16 protein-coding genes and 1 pseudogene are annotated in these 14,968 nt (G+C 48.9%); all 17 read right to left on the reverse strand.

What is annotated here, in order from left to right:
• Nucleotides 1–37 precede the first annotated feature (37 nt).
• The 17 genes and pseudogenes from MOC09_RS08835 to MOC09_RS08915 all read right to left on the reverse strand — a co-directional run bounded on the left by MOC09_RS08835 (nt 38) and on the right by MOC09_RS08915 (nt 14,944).
• Nucleotides 38–664, reverse strand: a complete 627-nt coding sequence (locus MOC09_RS08835) for a YesL family protein (protein ID WP_268370252.1) — start codon at nt 662–664, stop codon at nt 38–40.
• Nucleotides 661–1,323 carry a YesU family protein gene (locus tag MOC09_RS08840; protein ID WP_268361439.1) on the reverse strand — a complete coding sequence of 221 codons (663 nt, stop codon included), beginning with the start codon at nt 1,321–1,323 and terminating at the stop codon, nt 661–663. Before MOC09_RS08840 ends, MOC09_RS08835 begins: the two co-directional genes overlap by 4 nt.
• Nucleotides 1,316–2,014 (reverse strand): rhamnogalacturonan acetylesterase, encoded by a 699-nt coding sequence (gene rhgT / locus MOC09_RS08845; RefSeq protein WP_268370253.1) that lies wholly within the window; start codon nt 2,012–2,014, stop codon nt 1,316–1,318. Before rhgT ends, MOC09_RS08840 begins: the two co-directional genes overlap by 8 nt.
• Before the next feature lie 13 nt (nt 2,015–2,027).
• Entirely contained in the window at nt 2,028–4,313 is a 2,286-nt protein-coding gene (locus tag MOC09_RS08850; RefSeq protein WP_268370254.1) for an AraC family transcriptional regulator, read from the reverse strand.
• A 21-nt stretch (nt 4,314–4,334) separates the two neighbouring features.
• Nucleotides 4,335–5,369: a rhamnogalacturonyl hydrolase YesR gene (yesR, locus tag MOC09_RS08855; RefSeq protein WP_268361445.1), complete on the reverse strand. Its 1,035-nt coding sequence runs from the start codon at nt 5,367–5,369 to the stop codon at nt 4,335–4,337.
• Between the two features lie 15 nt (nt 5,370–5,384).
• Nucleotides 5,385–6,275, reverse strand: coding sequence for a carbohydrate ABC transporter permease (locus MOC09_RS08860; RefSeq protein WP_268361447.1), 891 nt, complete (start codon nt 6,273–6,275; stop codon nt 5,385–5,387).
• A 3-nt stretch (nt 6,276–6,278) separates the two neighbouring features.
• Nucleotides 6,279–7,184, reverse strand: coding sequence for a carbohydrate ABC transporter permease (locus MOC09_RS08865; protein ID WP_268370256.1), 906 nt, complete (start codon nt 7,182–7,184; stop codon nt 6,279–6,281).
• A gap of 20 nt (nt 7,185–7,204) precedes the next feature.
• On the reverse strand, nt 7,205–8,488 hold the full coding sequence (locus MOC09_RS08870; protein WP_268370257.1) for an ABC transporter substrate-binding protein: 1,284 nt from the start codon (nt 8,486–8,488) through the stop codon (nt 7,205–7,207).
• A 103-nt stretch (nt 8,489–8,591) separates the two neighbouring features.
• Nucleotides 8,592–9,698: a response regulator transcription factor gene (locus MOC09_RS08875; RefSeq protein WP_268370259.1), complete on the reverse strand. Its 1,107-nt coding sequence runs from the start codon at nt 9,696–9,698 to the stop codon at nt 8,592–8,594.
• Complete coding sequence (locus tag MOC09_RS08880; protein WP_268370260.1) at nt 9,698–11,431, reverse strand: cache domain-containing sensor histidine kinase; 1,734 nt, start codon at nt 11,429–11,431, stop codon at nt 9,698–9,700. Before MOC09_RS08880 ends, MOC09_RS08875 begins: the two co-directional genes overlap by 1 nt.
• Nucleotides 11,428–12,057 carry a YesL family protein gene (locus MOC09_RS08885; protein ID WP_268361457.1) on the reverse strand — a complete coding sequence of 210 codons (630 nt, stop codon included), beginning with the start codon at nt 12,055–12,057 and terminating at the stop codon, nt 11,428–11,430. The genes MOC09_RS08880 and MOC09_RS08885 overlap by 4 nt, the downstream gene beginning before the upstream one ends.
• A gap of 113 nt (nt 12,058–12,170) precedes the next feature.
• Nucleotides 12,171–12,471 (reverse strand): annotated as a pseudogene (locus MOC09_RS08890) (YesK-like family protein).
• A gap of 22 nt (nt 12,472–12,493) precedes the next feature.
• Complete coding sequence (locus MOC09_RS08895) at nt 12,494–13,036, reverse strand: GNAT family N-acetyltransferase (RefSeq protein ID WP_268361459.1); 543 nt, start codon at nt 13,034–13,036, stop codon at nt 12,494–12,496.
• A gap of 122 nt (nt 13,037–13,158) precedes the next feature.
• Nucleotides 13,159–13,728 (reverse strand): spore coat protein CotJC, encoded by a 570-nt coding sequence (cotJC, locus tag MOC09_RS08900; RefSeq protein ID WP_268361462.1) that lies wholly within the window; start codon nt 13,726–13,728, stop codon nt 13,159–13,161.
• 14 nt (nt 13,729–13,742) lie between these two features.
• Entirely contained in the window at nt 13,743–14,006 is a 264-nt protein-coding gene (gene cotJB / locus MOC09_RS08905) for a spore coat protein CotJB (RefSeq protein ID WP_003240040.1), read from the reverse strand.
• The gene (cotJA, locus tag MOC09_RS08910; protein WP_014112953.1) at nt 13,990–14,238 is read right to left on the reverse strand and encodes a spore coat-associated protein CotJA; all 249 of its coding nucleotides are present in this window, start codon (nt 14,236–14,238) and stop codon (nt 13,990–13,992) included. Before cotJA ends, cotJB begins: the two co-directional genes overlap by 17 nt.
• A 73-nt stretch (nt 14,239–14,311) precedes the next feature.
• Entirely contained in the window at nt 14,312–14,944 is a 633-nt protein-coding gene (locus MOC09_RS08915; RefSeq protein WP_268361464.1) for a TetR/AcrR family transcriptional regulator, read from the reverse strand.
• Between the last annotated feature and the right edge of the window lie 24 nt (nt 14,945–14,968).

Genomic DNA, 14,968 nt, shown 5'->3' on the forward strand with positions numbered 1-14,968 from the left:
GGACATTGCACTTTTTTGCATGATTGTCATTTTTTTGCTACCCAGCTTGGCGGTGCCGGGCCTCCGTCTTTTGAAATCCTCTGAAAGCAAAAAACATCGACACAAGCCCAAATAAACATGGACCGTAAAATGGGATCAGTCCCGGAAGCGTATACAGCAAATAAAGGACAAATCCGCAGCCCATCAGCATACAGCCCGTCGTCAGAGGCTGCATGGCGCCAAACAGCAGCGCTTGCGGAATATATTTGCGAAGCGGGAGCTGGTAGTGCACATAAAGGGGAAACACATACATCAGCGCATTGATATACAAAAGCCCTGCAAGCAGCGTGCAGCTCGTCACGGTAAAGGACAGCCAATCCGCATTTGCAGAAAAGTAATGATAGTTCGCGGACAATATGAGCAAAAGAGCCGCAAACGCCAATCCGATCGCATTGACCTTGAGAAACTCTTTTTTGTAGGTGGCTAAAAATAATGGAAACACCGGGACATCCTTTTGCCCCATCAGCCATTTCCGTATGACGGCACACATCGCAGCTGTGCTCGGCGCCCATCCGAAAAGGACGCCGCCCAAAAGCGTAAATAACAGCCACAGCCCGTTGAGCCACGCAATTTTCACCACCGCTTCACAGCCTGCATAAAGCGCATCCGTTACCGTCGTCTTCATCTTCTCACCGCTTGATGCACAGCAAAATCTCGATAAGCGGCTTTCATGGGCGCCATCTGCCGGATCCCGATTTTACCTTTTGTTAACACGGGCCCATATGTGCTGCCGTCGTCCATCCACTCAAGAATGGGCAGATCATTGATTGAAAAGTGCACATAGCCTTTGTCTTTAATAAGCTTCATATGATAAGGGGCGTCAGCGTCATCTGGAGAAGGCAGCGGATCGGCTCCCATCGCGGTGAGGTGGAAACCGCGGCTTTTTCTTAAATTGCAGGTGCGGAACGCTCTTTCCTCCGCGTATTTTCTACGGAAATACGACAGATGGAGCGCGTTGATGTCCCCCGAATGATACTCGGGGTATTTTCCCGTTCTTTTCTGGAGACTTGGATCAAACAAATCCTCGCCTCCCATTCCCGCAGCGGAAAAAAACAGCATACACAAGCCCGGCTGCTCCATCGGGAAGAAGTCCCACGTCACAATGATGCCGTCTGGAAAGGTTTCCGGGCACCAATAGACAAAGTGTGCTTCGTCTTGAACATGCGACAGGTGCAAGCGGTGATCGTCAAATGAGATCTGTCCGCCGCCCTCCATCCGCCAGTCCTTCACATCGCTTACTGACCGGAGCGGATTGCGGTACAGGCACGCGCCTTCCTTATACATATTCTTTTCCCTCCCGGCTCACAAGGTGGTCCTTCAGCGGAAGACCGAGCTCTTCAATGCCTTCTGCCACAAGCTTCGCAACCTCCATTGCCCCTTCTTCCGAAAAATGCGTATTGTCCTCAATGCCGTCCGGATAATTCGGATGTTCATTCGGCTGAAACCAAACGAACAATCGCTTCGACTCCTCCGGTCCGTATGCTTCATAGAGCTCCTTTGTTTTTGCAAGCAGATCAATCACGGGCACATCAAGCTCCTTCGCCAGCGCTTTCATCGCATCAGGGTACTCGCCGAGTGTATGCTCAATCCGACCGTATTCGTCAAAGCGGCGGCGCTGCACCGATGTGACGAATACGGGGTGCGCTCCCTTTCCGCGTGCCGTATCTGCAAACAGGGTGAGAAATTGCTGAAACGTGGAGTACGGCTTCGTCCCGCGCGGTTTCTGGTCATTGTGGCCGAATTGAATAAACAAATAATCGCCTTGCGTGATGCGCTCAGCAATCGACTGAAGCCTTCCTTCCTCCACAAAAGAATTGGTGCTCGCCCCTCCTTTGGCGTGATTGCGCACCTTCACATCTTCAGAAAACAATTGCCCGAATACCTGCCCCCACCCCGCCATCGGCGCTTCATGAGGCGGGCAGTCACTCACGGTGGAATCCCCCGCTAAAAACACTTGAATCGGTTTCTCCATCACACGTTCTCTCCTTTCATGGCGTTTCCTGATACATTTGCCTGAAGACACCCGGCGGCATGCCGACCTGTTTTTTAAAAATCCGATTGAAGTAATTGTGACGGTAGCCGACTGCTTCTGACACATCATGAATTTTTTGATTTGTATTCACCAGCAGTTCTTTCGCCTTTTCGATTCTGATGTGGGTCACATAATCGATAAAATTAATGCCGGTCACTTGCTTAAATGCCTTGCTTAACGTATATGAATTCATGCCAAGCGCATCGGCACAGCTTTCCAATGAAATGTCCGCCATATACTGTTTGTGAATCATCGCAATCACACGTTCTACCAGCTGCTTTTGCTGTCTGTTTTTTCTGCCCTCAAGCTTGGAAAGGTAAGGCGTCACCACTACATCCATCAGCCAGGCCGCCGCTTCACCGGGTTCGCGCAGTTCTGAAATGTCAAGAAGCAGATCCCGATGCTGAAGCAGTTCACTCGGATTGAGCCCGGAATGCAGAATATCCTCCTGAATGCGGGAAAACAGCTGAATCAGGGCGGAGTGCACATGCCTGTCTATGGCCGCCTTTTCCGCCAGTTCCTCCATGCATACACGAATCAGTTCCCCGGCATCCTGTTTTCTCTCCAGCCGGATGGCCTGAACAATTTGTTTTTCCAGCTCAAAAGGATAATAGGGGGCTGTTTGCTCATCCTGAAGGCTGTCTGCCTGCAAATCAATCACCTGATTTCGGTTGGCAAACTGCCTGCGTGATTTGCCGCTTTTCACATCTTTAAATAAAGAGGGGATCTCCGTGACGCGCTCCGTCCTCCTGCTCATCGTTCCGGTCAGGCTCAATCCGGTGACATCACCAAATTGGCGTGCAAGCTCCGTTACATACGCCCTCAGATCAGAGCTGTTTGTTTTCATCACTAGCACGGTCACGGAAAGCCGGCCGATATCAAATATGGAGATTTGCAAACAGCTTTTTGCCGCTAGCTCCTCAGCGATATTAGTCAGTGTAAACACAGCGAGCTGTTCATCACCTTCACGGAAGATGCTTTTTTCGCAGCGGAGCCCCGTCACCTGAAGATCAAGGACATGAAACACGTTTCCTCCGATGTTCCACCCAGCCTCCTCCATCCTCGATCTGAGGCTTTCCTCGTTGTCATAGTAAAAATCGCCCTGCAGGAGGTGCTGCAAAAAACTCTTTTTCATGTGGGGTGTCTGCCGCAGGAGCTGCTCTTGAAGCTTCCGGCTTTCAAGGGATAGATCATGCCATCTCTTTTCAATCCACTTGAATTCATCCTGCCCGGATGCCTGCCATGTTTTCTTCTCTCCGCCGGTAAACAGGCCAAGCAAATGCTGAATAGGACGATAGATTTTTTTCGAGGCGTACCACGTCATGCACACGGCTAAGCCGATGCAAATGACAAGCATCACAATGATCACTTTTGATAAAAACACCATCGACGCTGTAATGGCAGAAAGAGGTGCCGCCGAAACAAACGTCCATTGCTGATGCATTCGGTTCATTTCTCCAAAGGAGACGGAATACACCTTGCCGTCCCATTCCATCTGAAAATGGCCTTTCTCAGCAGGCTGTTTTTTTACCTCTTGTAGTAAAGCCTTTTTAAAATCTTTTTCCCCCTCATGAAATAACACCTCTTGATTCTGATCCAAAAGCAGGGCACTGCCATCAGGATAGGGGGACAGACTTTGCAGGATCGATTCCATTTCTTTCGGATCAACCGCCAGCATGACCGCGCCAAACGGTTTCTCCGCCGCGCCCGGAATGAGCTGGATCAGCATCGCTTGATCTCCAGACTGTTTCCAATAAATACTGTTGTCAGAGGCGAGCAGCGAGCGATACTTGCGAAGCGCCTCCTGTTCGGTCAAAGCGCTGTATTCGGGGCTCAGCACAAGAGGCCGGGGGCTGTTCAGAAAGATGGAAGCCTGCTCGATCAGCGGCTGCTGATCCCGTAAAAGAAACAGCCTTTTCGTCAGTTGATAGGAGAACGTAAAGTCTTTCTCCAAATCCCTTTCGGCCAATCCGTTCATCAGCGAAGAATCGTTTGCCATCTGGGTAAGAGCCAGCTCCAATACTCCAAGCTTTTCATCCATCCGGCTGACCTCACGCGCCACCTGTGTTTCATGCGATCTCTGCAGCTCTTTCTCTACCTTGTCGATCGAAAGAAAGTAGATAGCGCCGCCAGTCAGCAATCCAGGAATACAGGCAATCAGCAAAATGAAGACAAAGTTTCTTTTGAAATACGTTCCCTTCCAGCGAGAAACCCGTTCCTTCTGTTGAGGCTGTTTTTTCATCCCTTTCCCCCCGCCGCCGTCTTACTGATACACGCGTTTTTTTGTTCTTAACACATCAGCAAGAAACGTCAGCGCAAGTCCCTGTCCCCATCCTTGTATTCGTTTATAAGGCACCTGCTTGTATCCTTCGGCATTTTTCATGACGGCTGTTCCGGCCGATACCTTGCTGACCCGTCCGTCCTCTTCTACCGCATCCAAAATGGCGCCAAGCGATTTTTGCACATATTTCGTATAGAGCTTCCCGCTCGACAGCAGAGCAGAGGCAATGCCCGCCGATGCCGATACCTCCAGATACGAATCCGGGTCATCCAAAATGGTATGCCACAATCCTGATTCATCCTGAAGCCGGACAAGCGCGCTCAGCTGGTCTCTGAGCGAACCGTCGATGATCATAAAGGAGGGATGCGTCACCTCAATGAGCGGGAGCGCCTTTGCCATCGTGAGTGCTGCCCAGCCGTTCGCCCTGCCCCAGTAAATGCCCGACAGATGATTTTGCGCTTTGTTATCCCAGGCGTGGTAGTACAAATTCGTGACAGGGTCCTGAAGCACGTCTTCATGTCCGTGAAACTGGCGCAGACCGTCTTCAAAATAATCCTCGCGCTCCATCACCCTCCCGATTCTCAGCATAAACAGCCCCGCCATCATCAGCGTATCCGCCCATGCCTGCTCAGGAAACACATATTCTGCTGAATTCACTGTATGCTGAAGGATGCCCTCACCAAAGCGCGGCGCCTTATGCAGCACATATTCCGCCATCTCGCCGGCCGTTTCTAAATATACGTGATCCCCCGTCACTTTATGGAGAAATAAAAGCGTATGCCCAATAGAAACCCCGTTGATCGAAAGCGGGGGAAGCCCATCCTCCAGCTGTTCATCCACCCATGTTTTTAGCAGATTGATATATTCCTCGTTTTCCGTTGCTTCATAAGCCTCCGCCACGCCGTAAAATGCGACGCCGCCCGGCCAATCCCACGCAAAATCCATCTGAAATGTCCGTTTCACGATCCGGTCAATGACGGACGTCACCTTTTCTTCATCAAAGATTAGCTGTGCCATCTGCAACACTCCTTTTTATTTTAATCCTGTCGTACTGATCCCCTGAACGATATATTTCTGAAACAAAAAGAATACGAGAATCACAGGCAATAACGAGACAGCCGACATCGCAAACATCGCGCCCCAGTTCGAAGCTGATTCCGTATCGAGGAAAAGCTTCAGCGCAAGTGAAACTGGATAAAGCTCCGGCTTATTCAAATACAAGAGCGGCTGAATCAGCTCCTCCCACTTCCAATAGAAGGAGAAAATCGCGGACGTCGCAAGCGCCGGGGCAATCAGCGGCAGAATGATCCGCCAAAAGCAGGCAAAGCGCCCGCAGCCGTCGATTCGCGCGGCTTCATCCAGCTCCTCGGGTATCGTCCGGATAAACTGGATCATCAGAAAAATAAAAAACGCATGCCCGAAAAACTGCGGAACAACAATCGGTTTAAAAGAATTCAGCCAGTCTAATTTCGCAAACAAAATGTACTGCGGAATCATCAGCACTTCATGTGGCAGCATTAACGTCCCCATCATGCAGGCGAACCAAAATTTTTTTCCCTTAAACGGAATACGGGCAAATCCATACGCAATGACAGCCGATGACAGGACGGCTCCGATTGTTGACAGCCCGACAATGATCGCCGAGTTCTTAATAAAGGTCAGAAACGGCTGCCCCGCAATCCCCTTCCAGCCTTCAACATAGTTGCTGAGAATAAAAGGATCGGGAATGAGAGAATGAGAGGTTGTAAAAATACTGGCGCTTTCCTTAAACGAGCTGACAAACAGCCAAATGACCGGGTACAGCAATAACACCGCCAGCGAGGCCGTAAAAACATGGAACAGTATGCGCTTGGGCCTGACGCGCCCGGCTTTTTTTCTCTCAAAAACCGGAGCTTCTTTGACAGGCTGGTTGACCGGCTCCATCCGTCATTCCTCCTTTGACTCGTAATGAACCCAATAAGACGATGTTTTAAACAAAATCAGCGTAATCAGCCCGACAATGATAAGCATGACCCACGCCATCGCTGATGCGTAGCCCATTTGAAAATAGTTAAACGCCCGCTGGAACAAATAGAGCGAATACAAAAGCGTCCCGTCAAGCGGCCCGCCCTCGCCCTTCGAGATGATATAGGCAGGTGTAAACGTCATAAAGGCAGAAATCGTCTGCATGACCAGATTGAAGAAAATAATCGGCGTGAGGATCGGAAGCGTGATCTGAAAGAAACGCTGCATCCGATTTGCCCCATCCACGCTGGCCGCTTCCAAATACGAAGACGGGATGTTTTTCAGCCCGGCCAGAAAAATCAGCATTGACGACCCGAACTGCCAGACAGACAGCAGAATCAATGTCCACAGCGCACTTGTCGGGTCCTGATACCAAAGAATTTTTTGATCAATCCCGACAAAAAACAGAAGCGCATTAATGACCCCGTCATTGCCGAAAATATTGCGCCACATAATCGCAACGGCCACGCTCCCGCCGATGATGGAAGGGAGGTAAAAAAGCGTTCTGTACAAGGCCGTTCCTTTGGATGCATTGGTTAAAATGACAGCGATAAAAAGCGCGAAGCCGAGGCGGAGCGGAACCCCGGCAAGCACATACGTAAACGTCACCTTCAGCGACTGCCAATACTTTTCATCACCCGTAAACATTTCCTTGTAGTTGTCGAGCCCGATCCACTTCGGCGCCGTAAACAAGTCATAGCTTGTGAAGGACAGAAACAGGGACGCCCCCATTGGAATCACCGTAAAACAAAGGAACCCGATAATGAACGGAGAAATAAAAGCATATCCCGCCAGATTGTCTTTTCTCATACTCCGGCTTGTTTTCATTGCGTCAGCCCCATTTCCCGTTAATTATTCCTTTCTAAAATTTCATTGGCCTGCTTCCGGAATGTTTTGGCGGCTTTTTCCGGCGATACCTTCTGATACAGAATCTGATCAGACGTATCCTTCAGCAGCTTGATGACCTCCGCACTTCCCACAGGCTCCGGCGGATCGGCTTTGCTGATGTTTTTTGACGCGGTTTCTACATATTCCACGATATTGGCTTCTTCCTCATTCAGCTTCGGTTTAATCGCATCCGCCACCTTGCCGGATACCGGTACTCCCCGCTCGCCTTTGATCAGCATGTTGGCTTCCCTATTGTTGACGAAGAAGTCGATAAACTTTGCGGCCTCTTTTTTATGCTCAGAGCTTTTCGGAATCGAAAACAGCATACTCGGCTTCAGCGTCAGCGCCTTTTCCTTCATTTGCTCCGGCGGCAAATAGAGAGACAGCGGCGAGTCTGTCAGCCGGGCAAAGCCCAAGTATTGATTAGAGTAGTTCCACGTAATGGCTGATTTGCCTTTGACGATAAAGTCGTCCTCCATCCCTTTAATCTGTGCGCTTTCATCAGGCGTTGGAGATGTTTTTGCTTTGACCAGCCTCAGCTGCCTTTTAAAATAATCGACAAACAGCTGATCATCCTGATACGCGAGGCCTGTGCCGTCTTCTTTATAAAAACGCTCACCTTTCGTGCGCAAGTAATACGGGAAGAAAATATCAGGCGGATGCATACCGTTGGAGCCGTAGACACCAGCTTTATCCTGAAGATCATACGCCAGCTTCTCATAATCCTCCCATGTCCAGTTGTCCTGATTGATGGACACACCCGCTTTCTTTAGCAAATTATCATTCGCAATCACAGACAGCACGTTGACGCCTAGCGTAAACCCATAGAGCTTATTGTCAATTTTTCCACCCGACAGCATATTCTCTTCGATTGAACTGACATCAATCGTTCCATCCTTTGTATAAGGCGTTAAATCCTCCAGCTGGTTCTTCTTGCCGTATTGTGCCAAATACGCGGTATCCATTTGAATGATATCAGGAAGCTGGCCAGCGGCAGACATCGGCGCAAGCTTTTTCCAGTAGTCATCCCAGTTCGCAAATTCCGCTTCAATATGGACGTGCGGATTCTTTTTCTCGTAAAGTTCAATCACCTTGGTTGTATAATCATGCCGTGGCTGCCCGCCCCACCATGCGATTCTGAGCGTAATGTCCTCTTTTTTCCCCGATGCCTCTTCCCCTGAAGAACATCCGCTGAATAAAAAGACGCAGACAAGCGATAACAGCACATAACAAACCTTCTTCAAGCCAATCCCCCCTTTAATGTAAGTGCTTACATTTTATTTTAAAGCGTTCAGATGGGGCGAAACACTCAAAAAACAGTGGCGAAAGTAAAAAAAACAGAGATGGCTATCCAGCGGAAGCGCCTCCCTGTTTTCTTCTGAATTCTGACGGTGTCAGACCGGTATATTTTTTAAAAACGAGACTGAAATACTTCGGATTATCGCCAAACCCGATTTCTTCGGCAATTTCTGAAACGCTCACGTCCCTCCTTATTTTCATCTGCTTCATCGCATGCTCAAGCCGCACTCGCGTAACGTATTGGGAAAATTTCTCGCCTGTTTCCTGCTTAAATAATTTCCCGAGATAATCAGGATTCATAAACAGCATATCCTTCGCTGCCCACTTCAAGGATAGATTCGGGTTTCCGAGTTCGTCGGCAACAAGCCTGGTCATTTTTGAAATCACTGCGCTTCCGTGTAAGTCTCCAGATGCTTCGGCTGTGTCACGAAAGAGCTGCCCTGCATTCCGGAGTTCTCCCGCCTGACTGATGGCGATCTGGCGGTCCGCAAAAACGGCCGCCGCCTTATCAGCAGCGCTCTCCTCCACGGCCAGCACGGTCCATTCTCCGCTGCTGCAAACCGCTGTCAGCGCTGGACCGAATGCCTCTCTGGCCGCGGCATCAACAGATTGTTCCCCTTTTAAAATCATGAGGCGAACCTTTTTTTCGGCAAGTGAAGGCGGCGGAGACAGCTGGGCCACACCGGCGATCAACCCCTCCAAGTATTGATCAGCAGCGAAAGAACGAATATGATTGAGTTCATGTTTCAGATGAGAGGTTTTCTTTTTCCGCACCTCATGCTGCTTCAGCTCAGCAATGATTTCCTCCAGCGAGCTGATAATCTGCTGTTCATTACAGGGCTTCAGCAAATAATGCTTTACCCCATATTTCATGGCTTCCTTCGCGTACTCAAACTCTCCAAACCCGGACAGGACGATAAATTGAACCGACGGACTTTCGGCTGACACCTTTTTAATCAGCTCAAGCCCATCCATGCCGGGCATTTTGATATCTGTAATAACAATATGCGGCTGCTTATCTAATATCTTGTCATATGCTTCATTCCCATTCTGCGCTTTGCCGATTAATGAAGCGTCAAGCGCATCCCACTCAATGATTCCTGCCATTCCGTCAAGAATAATCCTCTCATCATCAGCCAGCAATATTTTATACATCACGCCACCTCATTTCGGTACGGTATTGTGATCACAATTCTTGTTCCCTTGTCTTGCCCGCTTTGAATGCGCAAGCCGTACGGCTCTCCGTACGTCAGCCGGATGCGTTCACGGATATTCCAAAGTCCGATTCCTCTTCCGCCCGATGTTTCAAGCATCCGTTCATCCATGCCGGGGCCGTTATCTTCGACCGTAATACAGACACAGTCCTTCATCTTTTGCGCCTGAAGGCGGATGGCGCACGGCCTTGTAAAAGGCTCAAGCGCGTATTGTATCGCATTTTCCGCCAGCGGCTGGAGCGTCAGTTTCGGAATGAGACAATGCTTCACCTCATCGTCAATATCCAACGTGAAGTTCAGGCGCTCCTCAAATCGAAACCGCTGAATGGTCATATAGTGAAGAACGATGTCCGCCTCCTCCTGAATGGTTACGATATCTTTCTTCATATGAATGCTGTTTCGAAGAAGAAAACCGAGTGATTCCACCATTTTTGAGATTTGCTTTTGCTGATTCGCCTTTGCGAGCCAATTGATGGACTCGAGCGTGTTATATAAAAAATGCGGGTTGATCTGGGCTTGCAGTGCCTTCAACTCGGTTTCTTTAATGATGAGCTGTTTCTCCACATTTTCTTCCATAAGCTCATTAATCCGTTTCATCATGACCGTAAAATGGCGGTTCAGCATGCCGGCCTCATCCTGTGTATGTTCCGGCAGAGATAGAGATACACCCGCCTCAATGCCGCCGTGCTGCACCGATTTCATGGCGGACACAAGCTGCTCGATCGGCTCTGTAATGCTGTTGGCAATTTTCCGTCCGAAAAGCAAAACCACACAGAAAAACAGCAGAAAACACGTGCCGATCACCGTTTTCATAAAGGAAATTTTTTCGAACATCTGGTCAAAGGGGATGACATTATAGTAGCTCCAATTTTGATAGGATGATTGAAGGAAAGAAATAAAATACCGTTTGCCATTCTTTTTTATCAAGTCATAACCGGGGTGCTTTAGCGTGTCCTTTGCCGCCTCAGGCGCAAGCACCGAACCATGTGCCGAATACACCAAATGCCCGCCTTGGTCAGCGATCATGATGTCTCCGACTGAATCCCCCCAATCCTTTGGCAAATCACGGATCATCTGTTTCACATTGACTTGGATCAGCACCATGCCCAAGCCGTTTAACCTCAGCTGGTGATAGGATCTGATCTGCCGCGCTGAAATCAGGACAGGATCTGAGCCACCGAGCGTCATCCAAAGATTTCTGCCATTTTTCGCTTTGGCTCGTTTAAACACCTCTTCCTGCTCCTGCTCCAAAAGATCTGAAGAACTGCTTCCGGCTGAATACTCTGAGCCGCGGGCATCGATCAAATGAATGGAATCGATGTACTTTTCATCACTGGCATATCCAGCCAGCTGATCCCAGAGCTCCTGCTTCATTTGATACTGATCGTACGTATCATCGCGATTTTGCATGCTCAGGATGCGCTGAATCTGTTCGTCCGTAATGATTTCATATGACACATCCTCTATTTTCTTCAGCTCGTCTTCGATCCTTTCAGAAGACATCCGCAGCACTTCCGACGACTTGCGGTAAATCTGCTCATCATACACATGAAAGGCGTATTGCACCCCGCTGTATACAAACAGAAAGGACACGGCCATAATCAGTGAAAGGAACACAAACAGCTTATCCTTAATCTTCATCCGCCTGTACCAGCCAGCAATTCTTTTTATCATGCCGCCTTTTCTTTCTCCTGGCGCTGATCCATTGACCGAAACGCTTTAAAGGATAGTTTCATTAAGATCAGGCTAAGTAAACTTCCGCTGAAGAACAGCAGAAACGTGACATGAAGCAGCACGAGAAACAATACACCGACAGCGCCTGCCGCCATGAGAAGCGTCACCGCCGGACGGCTGAAAGCAATCAAAAAGCTGATGCTCAATACCTCTCTGATTTTTACATCAAAATGAGAAAACACCGGGAACACATACAGCACAACAAATGCAAAAATCAAGCTGATGCTCAGGAACACATTGACAAGCACAGGCTGATTCATCTGAGCCACAATCCGCATATCCGCAAACAGAAACAGGCCCGCCGATACAAGGATAAGCCCGAGGAGCTGTGCTGCCTTCCACTCCTTTTGAAACGCTCGAAAAAAGACAGAAAACACCGGGGCATCCGTGTTTCCCTTCGCCCATTCTCTCGCCACCGAAAACATCGCCGCAGTAGCGGGCATCAGCCCAAATACAAGCAGACCTGCAAGGGAAAACAAAATCCAAAGCACATTCAAATAGGCTAATCTCATCACCCATGTACAAAAACGATTCAGCCCATTCGTCACACTGTGTAGCATCAACATCACCTTCCTGTCATAGAAAACGCTTTCAATTTAAAGTAATATGTATTTCTCCTTCCGAAAGAAAATTCCTGCTGCCTGTGAACAATTCGACATGATCCAGAGACAGCAGCCCGTTATCTGTTCCTGTATCGCCAGATAACCTTTTCGATCAAATATCCGGCAATGGCTCCGAAAATGACATTGAATCCAACCATTCCGAGGGCAGCCCCTTCCCAGCCGCGTACATACACGAGGCTGTACCAGATCGCAAACACACCAAGGACGATCAGCCCGGCCAATATCCATTCAGGCCGTCTTCTGTCAGGAAACTTCCTCCGCATCAAAACGGATACGCCAGCGAACAGACAAGCCGTCACAATCCCTATCACAAAAAAATTGGCCACATCGCCTGCCCTCCCTTTTAGAAAAAGACAAAAAAGCCTCCTGCAAAGGACGCTTATTCTGCCGTAATCTCTTTCTCAAATAAATGATATCCGGATGGATCAGCACCCATGAATTCATACCCCATACGCCGATAAAAGGAGTGCAAGGCATCATTATCAGCGACGCAGTCAAGCCGGATCCGTGTTTTTCCCGGAAAGTCAACACCTGTTTCTGCCCAATGAAGAACTCGCGCGCCAAGTCCCTGCCCTGCAAATCGGCGGCTTACTGCGAGGCGGTGCAAATAAATGGACTCCTCATGCCCATCATCACCCCAAAGCGTCCGGTCCCACTCGCTTGGTTCCGGCAGCAGCATTACGACAGCCGCAAGCTCTTCGTCTTTTTTAAACACAAACACATGTCCATTTTCAATGGAACCCGTGATATCATGTGTATCTTGCCCTTCCAGCAGCCCGCTCCATTGAGTAGAGCCCCGATCCCGGAGCCATTCAGCTGTTCGGACGAGCAGCCCGGTAATTGATTCTGCATCCTCATATACGGCCGGACACGCGTAAAATCCATCAGCAATCGTTTCACTCTGAATCTTAAAAGATGACATAAAGGCCTCCCAATCAAAAAGTAAGCTTGCTCACACCTTGATTATAATGCAGACCCAACAGCAAAAACAGACATTTTCTCTGTATGTAAAAGGGGTGCATGAAAGAGAGGCCGATCTGCCCATTAGAAAAACTTCTTTTTATCCCGTTCTTCTTTTAAAATCTCAACTGCTTCTCTGAAGCGCATAGAATGCACGATTTCACGTTCACGCAAAAAACGCAGGGAATCGTTCAAATCAGGATCATCCGATATATCGATCAGCCATTGATACGTCGCCCGCGCTTTTTCCTCTGCCGCAATGTCTTCGTATAAATCGGCAATCGGGTCGCCCTTCGCCTGGATATAGCTTGCCGTAAACGGCACGCCCGCCGCATTGTGATAGAAAAGCGCACTGTCATGATTAGCGTAGTGATCCCCGAGCCCCGCTTCACGCAGCTGCTCCGGCGTGGCATCTTTCGTCAGCTTATAGACCATGGTCGCAATCATTTCCAGATGGGCAAATTCCTCCGTGCCGATATCCGTTAAAAGGCCGATGACCTTATCAGGAATCGTATACCGCTGGTTCAAATACCGGAGAGCCGCGGCCAGCTCGCCGTCCGCTCCGCCATACTGCTCAATCAAATATTTCGCCAGTGTCGGATTGCACGTACTGACCTTGACAGGGTACTGCAGCTTCTTTTCATACACCCACATTCAGGCATTCCTCCTTATACTTGCCACGGCCAAGGCCCTTTACCCCAATCCCAATCCTCGCCCGCGGGGCTGTTGCCGAACTGCAGAAGCGGTCCGTAAGAGGATTCAAATTGCCGTTTTAGGTGCCTCGAATAGCCGGAGTATTGATTGAATTGCTTGAGCGCGTCTTCATCATGAGGATGTGTATTTAAATAAAGGCTCAGCTCAACAAGCACAAAATCAGCTGCTTGTATTTGCTCAAGCTGACGGTAGTATTCGGCATCAATCTTTTTTGCCATGTACGTCTCCCCCTCGATAAGGGTTTTCATAAAAATCATAGAGATCCTTCCAAAGGGTGCCTTTCCTTAAAGCCTCCATTGGCGAAAACTGCTCCATATGCTCAGGCTGAAAGGTCATATAGAGGTTAGGCGGCGTTCGGTAATATTTCTTCCCTATGGGCGGACAGGGATCAAAACGGCTGTGAAAGGGCGTGTATGATTTGACAGGCGTAAACGGCTGCATATCCTTCATTCCGGCTCCTCCTTTCTCAGAAACAATGACCTTAATAGGTATGAGGCAGGGGGCATGATTATGACTGGAAGCTTTAATAAGGGAGCTTGACCTGTTCCTCGATCCCTGCGATACGGAGCGGACCCAGCAGCGTTAAACGTGTTAATTGATTCGCCATAAACAACGGGCTGTACTTCATGCCGTTCTCAAGCCAGGAACAAATCACCCCGATATGGGCGGACGTGATATAGCTGACGAGTATCTCTTTCGGCACCTGCAGCGTGTTCTCTGATTCCTCAATCGAAGAAAGCAATTCCTCGTAAATCCGTTTCTGAACGAACTCCGCCATAAGACTTCTGAATTGCGGCAGACCTCTGTCGCTCAGCATCACTTGGAAGTATTCGGCATGTTCATGGATGTACTCAAACAGCTTTACAAAAGATACAGGCGGATGATCTTCATCAATACTGACCGGTTCGACGACCGGCGCTTCCGGCTTTACCTGCTGGATTAAATCATCGAGAACCTCCGTCATGCTTTGAAACAGAAAATCCTGTTTATCCTGATAATGCAGATAAAAGGTGCCCCGGGTCAGATCCGCTTTTTCGGTAATCTCTTGAATCGTAATCGAATTGGCATCTTTTACTTTCAAAAGGGCAATTAAAGCGTCTCTTAAATATTTGTTTGTTCGTCTGATTCTCGGATCTACTCTATGCTTTTTAGACATTTTTCTCCTCCTTGTCTAACTTCC

The organism is Bacillus sp. N12A5 (assembly GCF_026790125.1).
Classification (GTDB): Bacteria; Bacillota; Bacilli; order Bacillales; family Bacillaceae; genus Bacillus.

What these genes read in the sequence shown, in the direction of transcription:
- MOC09_RS08835 (WP_268370252.1), bottom strand. Translation starts at nt 664, where the DNA reads ATGAAGACGACGGTAACGGATGCGCTTTATGCAGGCTGTGAAGCGGTG.
- MOC09_RS08840 (WP_268361439.1), bottom strand. Translation starts at nt 1,323, where the DNA reads ATGTATAAGGAAGGCGCGTGCCTGTACCGCAATCCGCTCCGGTCAGTA.
- MOC09_RS08850 (WP_268370254.1), bottom strand. Translation starts at nt 4,313, where the DNA reads ATGAAAAAACAGCCTCAACAGAAGGAACGGGTTTCTCGCTGGAAGGGA.
- yesR (WP_268361445.1), bottom strand. Translation starts at nt 5,369, where the DNA reads ATGGCACAGCTAATCTTTGATGAAGAAAAGGTGACGTCCGTCATTGAC.
- MOC09_RS08860 (WP_268361447.1), bottom strand. Translation starts at nt 6,275, where the DNA reads ATGGAGCCGGTCAACCAGCCTGTCAAAGAAGCTCCGGTTTTTGAGAGA.
- MOC09_RS08865 (WP_268370256.1), bottom strand. Translation starts at nt 7,184, where the DNA reads ATGAAAACAAGCCGGAGTATGAGAAAAGACAATCTGGCGGGATATGCT.
- MOC09_RS08875 (WP_268370259.1), bottom strand. Translation starts at nt 9,698, where the DNA reads ATGTATAAAATATTGCTGGCTGATGATGAGAGGATTATTCTTGACGGA.
- MOC09_RS08880 (WP_268370260.1), bottom strand. Translation starts at nt 11,431, where the DNA reads ATGATAAAAAGAATTGCTGGCTGGTACAGGCGGATGAAGATTAAGGAT.
- MOC09_RS08885 (WP_268361457.1), bottom strand. Translation starts at nt 12,057, where the DNA reads ATGTTGATGCTACACAGTGTGACGAATGGGCTGAATCGTTTTTGTACA.
- MOC09_RS08895 (WP_268361459.1), bottom strand. Translation starts at nt 13,036, where the DNA reads ATGTCATCTTTTAAGATTCAGAGTGAAACGATTGCTGATGGATTTTAC.
- cotJC (WP_268361462.1), bottom strand. Translation starts at nt 13,728, where the DNA reads ATGTGGGTGTATGAAAAGAAGCTGCAGTACCCTGTCAAGGTCAGTACG.
- cotJB (WP_003240040.1), bottom strand. Translation starts at nt 14,006, where the DNA reads ATGGCAAAAAAGATTGATGCCGAATACTACCGTCAGCTTGAGCAAATA.
- cotJA (WP_014112953.1), bottom strand. Translation starts at nt 14,238, where the DNA reads ATGAAGGATATGCAGCCGTTTACGCCTGTCAAATCATACACGCCCTTT.
- MOC09_RS08915 (WP_268361464.1), bottom strand. Translation starts at nt 14,944, where the DNA reads ATGTCTAAAAAGCATAGAGTAGATCCGAGAATCAGACGAACAAACAAA.